10 protein-coding genes and 1 pseudogene are annotated in these 16,936 nt (G+C 34.2%); 4 read left to right on the top strand and 7 right to left on the bottom strand.

Going from position 1 to position 16,936, the window contains the following annotated elements:
* Positions 1-70: 70 nt before the first annotated feature.
* The 3 genes from GK51_RS00265 to GK51_RS00255 form a co-directional block, all read right to left on the bottom strand.
* The gene (locus GK51_RS00265) at positions 71-532 is read right to left on the bottom strand and encodes a YqjF family protein (protein WP_053069180.1); all 462 of its coding nucleotides are present in this window, start codon (positions 530-532) and stop codon (positions 71-73) included.
* On the bottom strand, positions 532-6,105 hold the full coding sequence (locus GK51_RS00260; protein WP_048330873.1) for an alpha-2-macroglobulin family protein: 5,574 nt from the start codon (positions 6,103-6,105) through the stop codon (positions 532-534). Before GK51_RS00260 ends, GK51_RS00265 begins: the two co-directional genes overlap by 1 nt.
* Positions 6,106-6,220: 115 nt before the next feature.
* Positions 6,221-7,306, bottom strand: coding sequence for an isoaspartyl peptidase/L-asparaginase family protein (locus GK51_RS00255; protein ID WP_048330871.1), 1,086 nt, complete (start codon positions 7,304-7,306; stop codon positions 6,221-6,223).
* A gap of 121 nt (positions 7,307-7,427) precedes the next feature.
* Here GK51_RS00255 and amaB point away from each other — a divergent pair, with 121 nt between their 5' ends.
* The 3 genes from amaB to GK51_RS00240 all read left to right on the top strand — a co-directional run bounded on the left by amaB (position 7,428) and on the right by GK51_RS00240 (position 11,824).
* A complete protein-coding gene (gene amaB / locus GK51_RS00250; RefSeq protein ID WP_048330869.1) occupies positions 7,428-8,981 on the top strand; it encodes an L-piperidine-6-carboxylate dehydrogenase in 1,554 nt (517 codons plus the stop codon).
* A gap of 277 nt (positions 8,982-9,258) precedes the next feature.
* Complete coding sequence (locus GK51_RS00245) at positions 9,259-10,632, top strand: DUF1800 domain-containing protein (RefSeq protein ID WP_048330867.1); 1,374 nt, start codon at positions 9,259-9,261, stop codon at positions 10,630-10,632.
* A gap of 1 nt (position 10,633) precedes the next feature.
* On the top strand, positions 10,634-11,824 hold the full coding sequence (locus tag GK51_RS00240) for a DUF1501 domain-containing protein (protein WP_048330866.1): 1,191 nt from the start codon (positions 10,634-10,636) through the stop codon (positions 11,822-11,824).
* A 54-nt stretch (positions 11,825-11,878) separates the two neighbouring features.
* Here GK51_RS00240 and GK51_RS00235 read toward each other — a convergent pair whose 3' ends face one another.
* The 4 genes and pseudogenes from GK51_RS00235 to GK51_RS00220 all read right to left on the bottom strand — a co-directional run bounded on the left by GK51_RS00235 (position 11,879) and on the right by GK51_RS00220 (position 15,639).
* Positions 11,879-12,322, bottom strand: a complete 444-nt coding sequence (locus GK51_RS00235; protein ID WP_048330864.1) for a lipocalin-like domain-containing protein — start codon at positions 12,320-12,322, stop codon at positions 11,879-11,881.
* Positions 12,323-12,440: 118 nt separating this feature from the next.
* Positions 12,441-13,385 carry a cadherin repeat domain-containing protein gene (locus tag GK51_RS00230; RefSeq protein ID WP_048330862.1) on the bottom strand — a complete coding sequence of 315 codons (945 nt, stop codon included), beginning with the start codon at positions 13,383-13,385 and terminating at the stop codon, positions 12,441-12,443.
* A 332-nt stretch (positions 13,386-13,717) separates the two neighbouring features.
* Positions 13,718-14,850: pseudogene (locus tag GK51_RS00225) on the bottom strand (DUF5929 domain-containing protein).
* 33 nt (positions 14,851-14,883) lie between these two features.
* Positions 14,884-15,639, bottom strand: a complete 756-nt coding sequence (locus tag GK51_RS00220) for an SDR family NAD(P)-dependent oxidoreductase (RefSeq protein WP_048330861.1) — start codon at positions 15,637-15,639, stop codon at positions 14,884-14,886.
* Between the two features lie 261 nt (positions 15,640-15,900).
* Between GK51_RS00220 and GK51_RS00215 the strand changes: the two genes are divergently transcribed.
* A complete protein-coding gene (locus GK51_RS00215) occupies positions 15,901-16,902 on the top strand; it encodes an AAA family ATPase (RefSeq protein ID WP_048330859.1) in 1,002 nt (333 codons plus the stop codon).
* The last annotated feature ends 34 nt before the right edge of the window (positions 16,903-16,936 follow it).

Below are 16,936 nucleotides of genomic sequence, written 5' to 3'. Positions count from 1 at the left end.
TTGAAAAACGGCATAACGTTCGGTTAACCAAATATCCGTTTCATCTTTGATTATAGGTTCATTTCCCAATCTATATTCCATATAAAATGAATCGGTTGTTTTTGTTTTTGGATTCATAACTAAAAACCGTTCGTTTCATTTTAGAATACTGATATGGAAACTTAGATATGGATTTTAAAATCTTGCAAGACGAACGTTTACTGCCTTCCATATTTAAAAAATATACGCTTGGTTTTCCATTGCAAACAGTATAAATGCGAATATTTATCTCATGAAAATCTGAAATATGAGGTAATTTTGGTAAACTTCGGATGCCAATATGATTCATATTAAAAGCAACCAAACTCACCCACGTTTTTCCATGAATAGTATCTAATTCAATACCTTTTGGTAAAAGTGGTTTTATGGCTTCAGGCTCAACTTGCCAATGTAAAAAAATAGCATCATTCCATTCTTGATAAAATTTCCAAGAACGTTTAGGAACTTCAAAAGGTCGATGTTTGGTTTGTTCTAATATGCTTTTTGCCTTCATTATTTCTCAATTGTTATCCATTGTCCTTTGCTGCGCACTAAATAGTCAGAATCATACATGGCTTCTGCTTGAACGCCTGGTAAATAATAGGTTCCTAAAAAGGATGCATTCAACATGATGTTAAAGGTTTTATTACCTTGATTTCCTTTCTGTGGTAAATCGAAATAATAATTGACTTCGTTATCGCGAATATCAATATATCTAGCTTGACTGGTTACAGATTCACCAAAATCCGTAAATCGTGTGTTGATAATTTCCCAACCTGATGGGAATAATTGTGTTAAAGCTACATCATTTATATTCTCGTTCTTAAGATTACTTACCACAATTGTTGCCACAAAATCCTGACCTTGTTTTAAATTGGAAATATTGATGTTGTTTCCAGTCAAATCTTTATAAACTACGGAAACACTCAAGCCACGTTGTTCAACCAATTCTTGGCCTAATGGTAATTTTCCAGAATTTAATACACGTACATACACTAAATTGTCCTTTTTGTTAGAAAACGTCATTTGATTCGTTCCATCTGTAATGGGTAAATCACGTTGTGCAATAGCTGATTTAGATTGTATGGTTTCCGATTTTCCATTTATAGAAAATTGAATATCCAAATCTTTTCCGCCATTGGCTTCCACCATTTTTGCCATAGCTAATAAACTGTAAGCCGTTGTTTGGGTGCTCATCCAACGGTTACTGGATAGATCCTTGGCTAAAGACTCTGCTAATTCACGTTGTTGTGAGTTTTTAGTCAATACCATCGTTTCTAAAGCCATCGCACGATTTCTATCCACCGAACCATAGGTGTAGTAATTATATTTTGGCGACTCAAAGTTGATATTTGCCGTTTTTGATATGGCCTGACTCGCTTCATTTTGTCCAGCTAAAGCATAGGCTGCAGCTAAACGCCATTTGGCTTCGTTGGAAATTTCAGAAAATTCACGCAGTCGATTCATAGCCGCCAAGTCAGGACTTCCAGCTAATGCCAACGTGTATAATCGGTAGGCTTGAGCTAAATCGGAATTATAGGTTCTATAACTCGGTCGCCAATCCCGAGCGGCTTGTTTTTGGTAAGAGAGCCAATTACTTTTGAAGGTTAACGGTAATACATAACCTTTCTTTTCAGCTTCTAACATAAAATGCCCAGCGTAACTTGTAGACCAATCGTTAGCAGTGTTTTCACCCATCCAATAACTCATGCCACCATTTGGCATTTGAAATTGCGCCAATCGTTTGATACCACTTTCAATATTTTTCTGAATGTCTTGTTTTTTATCCAGTGTTAAATCGAAAATATCATTCAAATATAACTGCGGAAGTACGCCTGAAGTGGTTTGCTCCAAACAACCGTGTGGATATCTAATCAAATATTGTAAGCGTCTGGTGAAATCCATAGGAGGTAAAGTTGAAAACTCTACTGTTGCTGAATTGGTTCCAGCTTCTCCAAAGGTTGAAAATGAAAGTGATGCTTCTGCATTTGCAGCAACCGATTTGTCAATAGATTTTGATGATATCGGATTCGGATTTACCACATCAATTTCTACTTTATAACTTGATTTTTCTCCGTTGCCTGTCGCAATTACTTCAATCGTATTAAAACCTTTTGCTTGGCTGACATCTAATTCGAAATACAGCATTTTTTCATCTGGTTTGGCAAAATTTACGGTTTGTGTTTTTTCGCCAACAACAGAAATACCTTTGCTTAATTTTAAACTGATTTCAACATTTTTAACTTTATTTTCCATAGCAAAAACAGTAACCGGAAGCGTTACTTTTTCACCAGGACTTAATTTGCGTGGAAGTGATGCCAACACTATCAACGGTTTTTTAACTTCAACCGATTTATCCACACTGCCATAAGCTTCGTCTTTGGCATTTCCCGCTACCACCATAGTACGAACGGCTCCAATATAATTCGGTAATTTTAAAGTATGCGATTTGTTTTCGCCTGCCTTTAAAGTGAAAGGGCCTAAATAACTAACAACAGGTTTAAAACGGTTGGCTTTTTTATTTTTTCCTGCAGCTGCATTTCCATCACCACCAATGGCAAAAACTTGATCAATACTTCCAGAATATGCTCCAATCACATCATCAAAAATATCCCAAGTTTTGACGCCTAAAGCTTCACGTGCATAAAAATCATCCCAAGCATTTGGTGTTTTAAAACGGGTTAAATCTAACAAACCTTCTTCAACCATAGCAATGGTGTAGGTCATGGCTTTATTATTCTTTTCAGAAACAGTGACTTTAAATTCCTGCTCTGGTTGCAAGACATCTGGCATTTTTAATAGTGGTTCCAATTTCGTATTTGGATCTTCCACCATGAGTGGAATAACGCCAAATAAGCGAATCGGTAAATCGTTTGCTGTAATGGCATGCGGCTGTAAAAGTGAAATATTAATAAACACATTTGGAGCCATTTCTGCCGAAATAGGAATGGTTACTTTGGTTTCGCCTTGTTGCGTTTTTACCCATTTCGTTTCCAAAACTTCGGTTCCATTTTCTACACTCACTAAAGCGCGACCTTCATTTCCAGAATTGAATGTAATAATAGCTGTTTCTCCTACATTGTAGGTTTCTTTATCTGCTGAAAACACCAACATTTTAGCAGCTTCTTTATCACTTGAAGGTGCTTTTTGCCACCAGTTTTTATAAAAATAAGCGGTTCGTCCAGTGGCATGACCACTTTCTGGGTCGATAACCCGAATAAGATAACGACCACCTTCTTCATCTGGAATATTGATATTAAAACTCCCTTTACCTTGTGCATTGGTATTCACTTTCGTGTCTAAATACGGTCTGTGATAATTGCTAGACACATAACTGGATAAATTATCTTCAGAAGAATTCCACCACCAACGCCATTCAATTTTATAGATTTTCACCTCTAAATTATCGCGTTGAATTGGATTGCCATCTTTATCAACGACTACCACATCAAAGGTTTGATTTTCATCTGTAAAAAAGGAGCCATACGCTTTTGGTTCGGGTGAACGTAAACCTACAAACGACTTGTAAGGTGCATAAGGCATGGTAAAAGCGTCCATTGAGAAATCGCCTCCATTTTCAAAAGCACGAACTAAAAATTGCACATTTAACATGCCTGGCGCATTTTTTCCGACTTCCAGTTTGTTGTTAATTTGCGCGATTCCTTCTGCATTAACGTTGCCCTCAAAAACGGTTAATTCTTCGGTTTCAAATTCGCGTGTAGGATCTGAAAATATGTAGTTTTTATAGTTTTTAAAGCCAGTATTGGAATTGTTTATTTTCGCTTTAATTTCAGCTTTCAAATTTTTACCTGGCGCTCCATGAAGCCATTTTACATCTAATGTTCCATGTAAAGGTTCATTATTGGTTAGGATATCGTTTTCAAAATCGACTTTAATTTTTAGACGATTGGGTTTTACAGTTTCAATTTTTAAGGTTTTATAGAATGTTGCGCCTCCTACAGATACTTTCGCATTGTAATTTCCAGTTTTATCTTCTGTATTGGTTGGAACGGTGAATTTGTAAAAATTATTAAGGTTATCAGTCGTGATATTTTTATAAGTTAATTTACCGTTAGGATCTGTTATTTCTAATTTCACAGGATGCTCCTTTGGTAATTTATTGGCTTTATCATTTAACATAAAGGTTAAATGCAAGGTATCGCCTGGACGCCAAACACCACGTTCGCCATACAAATGGCCTTTTAGACCACGTTGCATATTATTTCCAGAAACATCAAACTTACTTAGGGATAGTGAGTTGCCATCAGCGAGTTTTAAATAGGTGGTGTTTTTTCCTTTTTTAACAATGGCAAAAGCAGCATGTTTATCGGCATCAATGGTTAATAAGCCTTCAGAATCGGTAAATAGAGTGACTAATTCCTGCTGCTGATAATTATAAAGCGTTACGGATGCATTGGTTTCCGGATTGGTGTTTAGAATATTGGTTACCGCAAAATAGTAGGAATTGTTTTCACCACGTTTGGCAATAACGCCCAAATTGGAAGCCACTAAATTTTGTGAAACAATCCGATCTTCATTAAAATAAGCCACATGACACGGATTATCACGTTCACGCCAATTGTATGGATAGTTTTTATAATTATAGGTTAAATTATCCCAGTAAGCTTCTTCACGTAAATCGTCCTCTTCGGTATAAGTTTCTTCACCATAATCGTTCCCATAATAATCTTCTTCATAATAGTAATCGTCATAATCATCGTTGCTTGTTGTGGTCGACTCGTTCGCATTACAATCGTATAACGAATAGTCTTTAGTAAAGCTTAATTCCACGCGATAAATAGCACCAGGATCGGCTGAAAAGAATTTCGATAAATCGATACTATACGCACGCCATTTTCCGGTGTTTTCAGCAGCGGATTGGAGTTCTATGGTTTGTTTAGCAATTCTTCGCCCAACCTGTCTAATGGCATATTGATTGTCGCTATTCCAATTGTTATCTTGTAAAAATTGGATGATATTATCTTCATAAATTTTAATAATTCGCACATCAACTGCACGTAGATTAACGGCCTCAAAATTGAATTTTAGTTGTTGTGAATTTGGCAAAATACTACCATTACTAATTAAGCGGACTTGAGGTTTTAAGTTCTCAAAGGTTATCTTTTCGGAAAACGGTTTTTTCAATTTAAAGCCTTCTGCATTGGAGATACCTTGAAAAATATCTATTTGAATATTTCCAACCAGTTTACTTTCTGGATAGACTTTTAAAACGTTGCCATCTACAATAAATTTCGGTGTTTTAGATTTTTCAATCGTTACCAAACCATCAAAATTTTGCTGTTTTTTTAGAGGGTCCGAAAAGTTAATCGCAACATATTGTTCAGGTGTTTGGATGACATCCATCTTGGTAATGGTGAAGTTATTAATACCTGGAATTTTCAGTGTATTTTCACCTGAATTATCTGCATTAATCGCTTTACCTTGCCATTTTACTAGAATTTCGGAATCGTCTATTTTCCTGTTGATACTGTCTATCTTAAATTCAAAAACACGTGAATTTTCAGCATATTCATTAAAAACGATTGCTAATTTTTTACCGTTTTGCGATGCTTCAACCAATTGCTTGGCTTGTTTTAGTGAAATAATATCGGAAGTTTTTAGAACAGCTTCCACATATTGCCATTCTTTATTGTATGATTGTAAGCTGTTGGTAACAATGTTGAAATTTGGTATGATGGTTTTAAATTGAAAAGTGTAATTACCAAAATCTTTAGGAAGGTCTTTATAGATTTCATCTAACTTAACAGTAACGGTGTATTCGGTTGCTGGTTCCAAATTCTCATCTGGAGTAAAAAGTACGGATTGGTTATTTACAGCCACTATTTTTCCAGAAACATGTGGCGAAATTGACAAAATATCAGCAATAATTTCCTGTCCAACTTCCCAGTTTTCAACAGGTTTGGCTAAATTAATCTGAATAGGATTGACTATAGAACTTAAACCAGAGGTGGTGTAACTAATATAATCTCGGAATTTAAAAAGATTATCCGTTTCGGTTTCTTCCTTTTTACAAGAAGACATCACGATGAGTAGGACGATGAAAGGTATTATTTTTTTAAAAGCCATTTATGGATAATTTTATATGATATAAGCTAAAAACGTAAGCGACTATTCGCTCTTTAATAAATACGGTTGATTCCCTAATTTGGGATGATTACTGATTAAAACAAAAAAGATTTAGTTAATCTTCGTTAGTTTTATAAATCCCGATGGTTAATTCACCTTCATCATTCATAGATGCGCGATACATACCAGCTGTATTAAATTCCATAACCATATTTCCGTTTTTATCCACAGCAATAATCCCGCCATCACCACCAAGGTCTGGAACTTTTTTCTGAATAACCTCTCGAGCAGCTTCTTGCAGTGTTAAACCTTTATAGTCCATTAAAGCCGAAATATCATGAGCAACCATAGCACGAATAAAAAATTCGCCCCAACCTGTACTTGAAACTGCACAAGTATTATTATTGGCATAGGTTCCAGCTCCAATAATTGGTGCATCGCCAATACGTCCCCAACGTTTGTTAGTCATACCACCTGTTGAGGTTCCTGCTGCTAAATTGCCGTTTTTATCTAAAGCAACACATCCAACGGTTCCAAATTTTGAATCTTTAATAATGGTATCATAAAAAGCCGTTTTATTGTTAGCTGTATTTTGAGCCTCACGTTCTTTGACGCGTTTTAATGAATTAAGTCTGCTCTCCGTATAGAAGTAAGTTGAGTCTACTAATATCAAGCCTTGTTCTTTTGCAAATTGTTCGGCACCATTTCCAGAAAGCATCACGTGAGGGGAGTTTTCCATAATAGCACGTGCCAGATTTATTGGATTTCGGACTGTTTTTGTGCCAGCAGAAGCACCTGCATTTAAGGTTTTTCCATCCATGATGGAGGCATCCAATTCATTGGTTTCAGCATTGGTAAAAACGGCACCTTTTCCAGCATTGAATAGTGGAGAATCTTCTAAAATATTAATCGTTTTTTCAACAGCATCCAAACTGCTTCCACCTTCACTTAAAATTTTATGACCTACGCGAATCGCTTCTTCAAGTTTTGACCTATAAGCGTTTTCATCTTCAGCACTCATGTTTTCTTTCAAAATAGTTCCAGCACCACCATGAATAACGATAGCAAATTCGTTGATTTCAATTTTAGAGCTATCAACTGCTGTTTCCTTTTGGTTATGTGAAATAGCTTCTAGTTCTTCTTTGTTTTTGCAGTTGGAAAACAAAACTAAAAGTGCAACTAGGAATACGTAATTTTTCATGGTTAAATTCTTTTAAAAGAGAATTTAAAGTTAATAAATTTTGAATCGTTTCACTTTAGTAAGGCAACATTTATTAGTATATTCGCAAATAGTAAGAATAATAATTAAAAAAAATAGATTTATGCAAGCAGTTGCAACAGATTTTGGAATTGAAAAAGCCCTAAAAGCATTAGGTGTTAAAGATATAAATGAAGGGACTTCAACAGGTTCTAATAATTTTGGCAGTGGAGAGGTTATTGAAAGTTTTTCGCCAGTAAATGGAAAATTAATTGCGAAAGTTAAGACGACTACTCGAGCAGATTATGAGAAAGTAATGGATGCAGCAACATCTGCCTTTCCAATTTGGAGAGCCATGCCAGCACCTCAACGTGGTGAAATAGTGCGTCAATTTGGAAATAAATTACGTGATTTAAAAGAACCATTAGGTCGATTAGTGTCTTTTGAAATGGGAAAATCACTTCAAGAAGGATATGGTGAAGTTCAGGAAATGATTGATATCTGTGATTTTGCAGTAGGTTTATCCAGACAATTAAACGGACAAACAATTCCTTCTGAGCGTCCAGGTCACGTTATGCGTGAGCAATGGCATTCGTTAGGTGTAGTTGGTATTATTTCAGCATTCAATTTTCCAGTAGCAGTTTGGGCTTGGAATACGGCTTTAGCTTGGGTTTGTGGTGATGTTTGTGTTTGGAAAGCTTCCGAAAAAACACCATTAACGTCTATAGCTTGTCAGAATATTATTGCTGACATTTTAAAAGAAAACAACTTGCCAGAAGGTATTTCATGTATTATAAATGGCGATTATAAGGTTGGTGAAATGATGACAACAGATACGCGTATTCCATTAATTTCTGCTACAGGATCTACACGCATGGGTAGAATTGTAGGTGTAACGGTTGCAGAACGTTTTGGAAAATCATTATTAGAATTAGGTGGAAATAACGCCATTATTATCACACCAACGGCCGATTTAAAAGTGGTAGTTCCAGGTGCTGTATTTGGCGCAGTAGGAACAGCTGGACAACGTTGTACATCAACCCGTCGTTTAATTATTCACGAGTCGGTTTATGATAAGGTAAGAGACGCCATTGTTGGTGCTTATAAACAATTAACTATTGGAAATCCGTTAGATGAGAAAAACCATATAGGACCATTAATTGATCAAGATGCTGTAAACGCATACTTATCTGCAATTGAAAGAGCGAAAGCTGAAGGTGGAACCGTTTTAGTTGAAGGTGGAGTTTTGGAAGGTGAAGGTTTTGAAAGTGGATGCTACGTAAAACCAGCAATTATTGAAGCTGAAAATCATTATGACATTGTTCAGCATGAAACATTTGCACCAGTATTATATTTAATGAAATATTCTGGTGACGTAGAAAATGCCATCGCAAAACAAAATGGTGTGGCGCAAGGATTATCATCAGCCATTATGACGAATGAAATGAAAGAAGCTGAAAAATTCTTATCATTTTCAGGTTCAGATTGTGGAATTGCCAACGTAAATATTGGAACATCTGGTGCTGAAATTGGTGGTGCTTTTGGAGGCGAAAAAGAAACAGGTGGTGGACGTGAGTCTGGATCTGATGCTTGGAAAGTGTATATGCGTCGTCAAACAAATACGGTAAATTATTCTGATGAATTACCATTAGCTCAAGGTATTAAGTTCGATTTATAATAGCGAGTTAAACCTATAAATAGATAAGCCGTTTTATTTCTGTTAAAGAATTAAAACGGCTTTTTTTTGTGTAAATTTTTAATGTAAAATTCGATTTTTTTTTCTGCTCAAAATATAGGTTATTAGAAACATAAATCCGCAGTTGTGAAACAGCGATTTTTTATTTTGCAAGATTCGAATATTTGTTAATTGTTTTATAAAGTCGCTGATATTAGAAAATTGTGGCGTCCTTTTTGTAATTGGAGTCGTATATTTCAAAGAGAGATGACAAACGATCATGACAGATAAACACATTCAACATTTATATTGGCGAGCAGGATTTGGGATTAACCCAAAGGAACTGAAACGACTTTCTGGCAAAAGTCGTCAAGAGCTTGTTGATGCCTTATTTGCAGAATCTCTAAATACATCACAATTAATTATAGACACATCGTTTTTTGATAATTTAACGATTGAGAAATACAGTAAAGATGAAAAAACTAGACAATTTTATCGAAAGCAGTCAGGCTTAAAAGTTAAAGAATTTAATTTAGCTTGGATGGATAGAATGGTTTCAAGTGAGAATAGGCTTCAAGAGAAGATGACGCTTTTCTGGGCTAATCATTTTGTTTGTCAAGATTCAGTTATTTTACATGTTCAGAAATATCATAATACTTTGAGAGAACATGCTTTAGGGAATTTTGGTGATTTTGTAAAAGCCATTTCGCGAGAAGCTGCCATGATAAAATATTTGAATTTAAAACAGAATAAAAAAGATAAACTTAACGAGAATTTTTCCAGAGAACTTATGGAGTTGTTTACATTAGGTGTGGGTGAATATACTGAAGATGATGTTAAGGAAGCGTCAAAATCGTTTACAGGATATGATTTTGAGTTTCAAGGCGAATATAAATTTCGCAAAAATCTACATGATGATGGATTTAAATTCATTTTTGATAAATCCGGTCGTTATGATGGAGATATGGTCATCGACATGATTTTAGAAAAAAAGCAATGTGCCCAGTTTATTTGTGAAAAATTGTACCGATACTTTGTGAGTGATTCTCTAAATCAGAAGCATATTGAAGCAATGACAGCTGTATTTTATCCAGATTATGATATTGAAACTGTTGTGCGTTTTGTGTTTATGTCAGATTGGTTTTATGATGAACAACATATTGGAACTAAAATTAAATCGCCTGTAGAGCTATTGGTTGGTATTCAGAAAATAGTACCTATTACCTTTGAGAATCCGAAGCAATCTATTAAACTGCAACGCATGTTAGGGCAAATGTTGTTATATCCACCAAATGTGGCTGGTTGGGAAGGTGGACAATCTTGGATTAATAGTAACACTATTTTAATGCGTTTAAAATTAGCGTCATTGTTGTTAAATGATGGTGTTATTTCAGTTAAAGAACAAGGTGCGTTTTCTGATGGATATGAAGAATATTATCGACGTGTTGCTAAAAGTAAACTAACTAACACCAAACTGAATTGGACAAATTTTTATCGAGACTATAAAAATTTGTCTTTTGAGGAAATGACGGCTATTTTGCTTGTGCCAGCTTTAAGAAAAGAAACAGGTACATATTTAAATAAATTGCAAAAAATATCAGCTAAAGATCAATGTATACAACTCATGTCTTTACCAGAATATCAAATGTGTTAATATGGACAGACGTCATTTTTTAAAAAATACAACATTAGCGAGTAGCTTATTCTTTGTGCCTAGTTTTATTCGGGCTTTTGAAGATACGCTTTCCACTAATTTAGGTTATAAACGTTTGGTAATTATTCAATTATCTGGCGGAAATGACGGCTTGAATACCATTGTGCCATTTAATAATGATATTTATTACAGATCCAGACCGAAATTGGCTTTAAAACGTCCGGATTTAATTTCTATAACGGATGAATTAGGTTTTCATAAGTCTCTAAAACCTTTAAAGCGGTTGTATGATCAAGGTCATTTGGCCATCATTAATAATGTAGGATATCCCAATCCAAATAGATCACATTTTAGAGCAATGGATATTTGGCAAACTGCCAGTCCATCAAATAAATATTATACTAATGGCTGGATAGGTCGCTTTTTAGATAAGCACGGAAACGAACCTCACAATGCTATTGAATTAAACGAGGGTTTATCATTAGCCTTGCAAGGGAAAAAATTGAGTGGGATGGCTTTTACCAATCCAAATACATTTTATCAATTATCTCAAGATCCGTTTATCAAACAAGTCACCAAACAAAATGAAGACACACATTTAAGCGAGCATAATTTGGGATATTTGTATAAAACCATGATATCTGCAGAATCATCAGCCAAATATATCCATGAGAAAAACACAATTAAAAATAGTTCTGTTAGCTACCCTCAAAATGGGTTTGCTCAACAGTTAAAAACAATGGCTTCTTTAATAAACTCCCGATTAAAAACTAAAGTGTTTTATGCCTCATTGGATGGTTTTGATACGCATGTAAACCAGGAAAATAAACACAGTAAACTTTTAAAAATATATGCGGAAAGTGTGGATGCTTTCGTGAAGGATTTAAAAAAGCACGATTCATTTGATGACACATTAATTTTAACCTTTTCGGAATTTGGCAGACGCGTTAAACAAAACTCGGGTAATGGAACAGATCATGGAACCGCAAATAATATTTTCATTATTGGAAATAAGTTAAAAAAACCTGGCGTTTATAATCCGTTAGCTAGTTTATCTGATTTAGATGATAATGGTGATGTAAAATTTGAAATTGATTTTAGAGCCATTTACGCAACCGTTTTAAATAAATGGTTGGATGCTGATGCCGAACCTATTTTGAATCATCCATTTAATCAATTGGATTTTATATAAAAAAAACCTTGAAAAAATTCTGCTTCAAGGTCTTTTCTTTTGTGAAATTAGGTTTTACGCTCGTGTAAAAATTAAATGTCTGATACCAAATCCTTGTTGCTCTAAAATGAGTTCAGTTTCAGTAATGGATATTATTTTTGAAGTTTCATCTCCAGAATCAGTGATAATTTTAACACCATTTTCTCCATCAACTTGGAGAAGTATGTAAGTGCCATTAAGAACACCATCAGAAATACAATTGTCATCATCATCTTCATTGAAAAATTCTACTTGCGCTTCTCCATTTAGAGAAAATTGATAGTAGGTTCTTTTGACGCAAGTGGTTAAGGGAAGTTGTATGCCTGAATTAGGGTCTTCTACTGCTACTATATTCCATCTGTATGCTATTTTTTCTTGAATAGATCGTTCTGGAATAAATGCAACGCTATCATCATCTTTACTGCAGTTGAATACTGTTAAAAAACTTATCGCTAAAATTAAAATTTTAAAATGTTTCATAATATATTGTATTTGCTATTTTATGTTTGTAATTTCAAAAGGTTAACAATTAGTATTAAAAAACCCTTTAAAAATATGATATTAAAAAGGGTTTTAAATTTATTTTTTGATTAGGTAACTATTCTCCCCATTGTTTTTGTGGCGTATATAAGCCTTGGTATAAGTAAATTATTTCAGTAGAAATATTTGCAGCTGGGAAAGAGGTTACATCACCATTATCAGCATAGCAAGTTTTGTCGGCTGAAGAATTTATATAAGCAATATCACCCGGCGAATACACTGCAATATAGGCCTCATTTGATGAGCCAACACCATTATCATTTTTTAAAACAAAATAGTTATCACCCATATCATGTTCAGGTAATGGTCTTCCCCAACCAATAAATCCGATGAGTGGATCTGTAACAGAAATTTTAACTCTGGCACCAACAACATTATCCGATAAAGAATGGTATTTAAAGCCAAAGAAATAATTATCGACTGGTAGATTAGGGCTACCACCTACATTGGTTGCCGTAACATTGTCTATTGAAGATGCACCTGCTGTTAGGTAATCAGTAACAGTTGAGCCTAGCCTAGAAACTTGATTTAAACGTTCAGCTAAAAGTTCGTATTCTGCTTCTGTAATTACTATCCAATCGTTATTTGGTGTTGCTAAATAATCAGCTTTGGAAGTTGATAAAAAGTGAGCAATATCATCAATGTTGGTCAAATCAATCGTAACATTGGTGGTGCTATTATTATTTAAATCTCTTACAACTGCAGTAATTGACGGATTGGTTTCAAAATCAAAAACCAATGCGTTATTTACAATTAAATTTCCCGTAGAAGGGTCAATACGTAAAGCACCATTTATAGATTGAGACGTAATACTGAAATTAGTAGAAGATGCGCCAGTTGTAGGAATAGTTCCAATTAATAAACCCTCTGTCGGATTTTCATTTATTGTTCTGTTAAAACTAGTTGCAGGAGGAGCTTGCGCATCATTAATGTCGTCGTCGCTGCTACAATTAAATAAACATAATAGGATTACTGCTACAGTTAAATTTTTTAAAATATTCATATTTATTAGATTTAGTTATTTAGAATTTTATGGCTAAAGGAGGGAAAGGTTAACAATATATATAATTTTTTTTAGAAAACTACATAACATTTTGGTTACAAGGAGGTTGTGTAAGAAAAACCGTATGATTCTTATGAAAGACAGCTAATTATTAGATTTTCCCTTGAAAACAAAAAGCCTATCAAAAAGTAAAAATTACTTTTTTCAAGGCTTTGTAGTATAGTTGATTAATAGCAAAGCAAATATAAGTTAAAGAAGACGGGATTAATTTAAGAATGGATAGTTGGTATCGTATTTTTCATCTTTGGTACTTATTTGTGTATAATCAAACTTTAATCATATTGTACTTTTCTTAAAATTCGCATGGTTCGTTTAAGTAACTCATAGATTTCTGGAAACTTTTTAAGAACTAATTTTGCCGTGTTTAATTTATGTATAGCATCTTTAAAATCATTTAAATAGCAGATTAAATAGGAGGCTGGTAAATTTTTTTAAATCAACTAACTGGTTTATTGATAATGTTTGTCCGCTTATTAAATAATCTAAAAGTGCATTATTAGCATTGTAAATATGATGCAGTACTTTTTTATCATATTGTGGTGGCTCAAAAATAAGTTGGCTATCAAAAGTATATTTGCCATGCTCGGAAAACTGTATCGTGGTTTCTTCCAACGGATAATATCTAAATCCCTGTTGCAAACCTAAATTAATGTATTCAACAGTTTTAAAGGAATCTTCTGTAAAGGTTATAGAAACTTCATCCAATGCCGAATAAAATAATCGGACTTGTTCATTAATTAATTCAATATCTACTCTTGAATAGAAGGTTTCATTTTTAACTATTTTCTTTTGTCCAGCCCAACACACCACAAAATATTCTTTAAAGACTTTGTATTGCGGATTATAATCTTTCCGAGCTTTCATAAAATCGAACACACCATCTAATGTATGTTCCATATTATTTCGAGAATGCGCTTCAATAGCGTGAACTATTTCTGAATTACTATCAGTAATTTCAATATCAAAAACTTTGGGCATGCTGATGCTACCGTCTCTAAAAAAAAACGGCGCCTCCATAGTATTTCCAGATATTCTTACGTAAGGAAGTTATTTTTCCAGTTGCGCGAATAGTTACCAACCCAACGACTTTTCCTTCTGGTAAATGTGGAAATGAAATGTTTTCGTATTGAACAATTGGTGGATTGGTTAAGTATGCATTAATCAGGTTTTGGATTTTACTGTCATCAAAAAAATCTACACCAATAATTTCGCTATCTTCATCTTCCACACCAATAACGATATAGGAATTGTTTTTAGGATTGCTATTGGAAAGAGCACAAACATGTTTTAAAAATTTGGCTTTCCCTTCTTTGAGACTAATATCAATCCTGCGCTTTTTATCATAAAAACTGTTCTCATCATTATGGGCTAGTAAGTTTTTTATAAGAAGGCGTTTGTTAATCATGATTACTTCCCAAGAAAGTGGGATCTTCTTTATTTAAAAGTCCTTTTTAACAATTGTACTACTCGCTTGTGCTGTACAAAACATCAACACATCTGCAATATTAACATGTTGAGGTCTGGAAATTGCAAAATAAATAACATCGGCAACATCTTCAGGCTGCAGTGCTTTGTATCCTTTATAGACAGAGTTTGCTTGTTCTCCACCTTTAAAACGGACTTGCGAAAATTCGGTTTCTACCAATCCAGGATTTATAGCACAGACTTTAATGCCATGCGGATTTAAATCTAATCGCATGCCTTCTGTTATCGCCAAAACCGCATGCTTACTCGCACAGTAAATATTTCCTTTTGGGTATACTTCCTTCCCAGCTGATGAGCCTATATTAATGATATGACCTGATTCTCTAGCAATCATTTGTGGCATAATCAATTTGCTGACATATAATAGTCCTTTCACATTAATATCCATCATAGCATCCCAATCGTCCACATTACCATCTTGAATGGCATCCATGCCATGTGCATTTCCAGCGTTGTTTATTAAAATATCAATCTGTTTAAATTCTTCCGGTAAGCTTTCAATAGCTTGTTTTGCAGCAGACAAATCGCGAACATCAAAATTCAAGGTATGGACTTCGGTTTGCTTTTGAAGCGCCAATTTTATGGTATCCAAACGTTCTTGACGTCTGCCACATAATATCAAATGGATTCCGTGTTTAGCAAATTCATGAGCTGTAGCACGACCAATTCCGCTGGTTGCTCCAGTAATTAATGCAGTTTTTGTAGACATTTTTTTATATTATTTTTTACTTTTTATCTATAGAATATATTCGTTCTTAAATAACTTTCGGTGTTAATTTAATTGAAATACTACGCAATTTAAATGTTAGAGTGATTCTTTTTTTAAATAAACCGTTAAATTTTTAATAATTCACACAGAAAACATCCTTTATTTTTTAACCAATTATTAACAGGCTGAAAGCAAAAATTTTAACAATTTAGCAGACTGAAATAAACCCATTATTTTCGGGTGTTTTAAATAGAAAAAAGAATGGAAGAAACGCGCACAATTGACATTGCGTCTATTAACGAGAAAATTGAAAAAGAAAGTGCTTTTATCGATTTACTGATGTTTGAAATGAACAAAGTTATCGTTGGGCAAAAGCACATGCTCGAACGTTTACTAATTGGTTTGTTAGGTCAAGGTCACATTTTGTTAGAAGGTGTTCCTGGTTTAGCAAAAACGTTAGCTATTAATACACTTGCTCAAGCTGTTCAAGGTTCTTTTAGCAGGATACAATTTACTCCAGATTTATTGCCTGCCGATGTGGTTGGTACATTAATCTATAACATGAAGGAAAACGATTTCAAAATAAAGAAAGGTCCCATTTTTGCCAATTTCGTATTAGCAGATGAGATTAACCGTGCACCTGCAAAAGTACAATCGGCTTTATTGGAAGCCATGCAAGAAAAGCAAGTAACCATTGGTGATGAAACTTTTATTTTAGATAAACCATTTTTAGTAATGGCAACCATGAACCCAGTAGAGCAAGAAGGTACTTATCCGTTACCAGAAGCACAAGTGGACAGGTTTATGCTGAAAGCTGTTATTGATTATCCGAAAATAGAAGATGAACAATTGATTATGCGTGCCAATTTAAAAGGTGCTTTTGATAAAGTAAATCCTGTTGTTTCAGTAGCTCAAATTTTACAAGCACAAAAATCGGTTCGTGAGGTTTATATGGATGAGAAAATTGAAAAATATATTCTTGATATTATTTTCGCAACACGTTATCCAGAAAAATATAAGTTGGCTGAATTAAAACCACTTATTTCTTTTGGAGCTTCACCTCGTGGAAGTATTAACTTGGCAACAGCAGCTAAATGTTATGCTTTTATTAAACGTCGTGGTTATGTAATTCCGGAAGATGTGCGTGCTGTAATTTATGATGTATTGCGCCACAGAATTGGAATTACCTATGAAGCAGAAGCAGAAAATATCACGTCTGAAGATATTATCAGTAAAATTGTAAATGAGATTGAAGTACCTTAAAATGAGTTTTCAGTTTTCAGTTTTCAGTATTCAG

The sequence above is a fragment of the Bizionia psychrotolerans genome, from assembly GCF_001039595.1.
This window is presented reverse-complemented; position numbering and strand designations above follow the sequence as displayed.

Coding starts and splice junctions, on each gene's coding strand:
- GK51_RS00265 (WP_053069180.1), bottom strand. CDS start 532: ATGAAGGCAAAAAGCATATTAGAACAAACCAAACATCGACCTTTTGAA.
- GK51_RS00260 (WP_048330873.1), bottom strand. CDS start 6,105: ATGGCTTTTAAAAAAATAATACCTTTCATCGTCCTACTCATCGTGATG.
- GK51_RS00255 (WP_048330871.1), bottom strand. CDS start 7,306: ATGAAAAATTACGTATTCCTAGTTGCACTTTTAGTTTTGTTTTCCAAC.
- amaB (WP_048330869.1), top strand. CDS start 7,428: ATGCAAGCAGTTGCAACAGATTTTGGAATTGAAAAAGCCCTAAAAGCA.
- GK51_RS00245 (WP_048330867.1), top strand. CDS start 9,259: ATGACAGATAAACACATTCAACATTTATATTGGCGAGCAGGATTTGGG.
- GK51_RS00240 (WP_048330866.1), top strand. CDS start 10,634: ATGGACAGACGTCATTTTTTAAAAAATACAACATTAGCGAGTAGCTTA.
- GK51_RS00235 (WP_048330864.1), bottom strand. CDS start 12,322: ATGAAACATTTTAAAATTTTAATTTTAGCGATAAGTTTTTTAACAGTA.
- GK51_RS00230 (WP_048330862.1), bottom strand. CDS start 13,385: ATGAATATTTTAAAAAATTTAACTGTAGCAGTAATCCTATTATGTTTA.
- GK51_RS00220 (WP_048330861.1), bottom strand. CDS start 15,639: ATGTCTACAAAAACTGCATTAATTACTGGAGCAACCAGCGGAATTGGT.
- GK51_RS00215 (WP_048330859.1), top strand. CDS start 15,901: ATGGAAGAAACGCGCACAATTGACATTGCGTCTATTAACGAGAAAATT.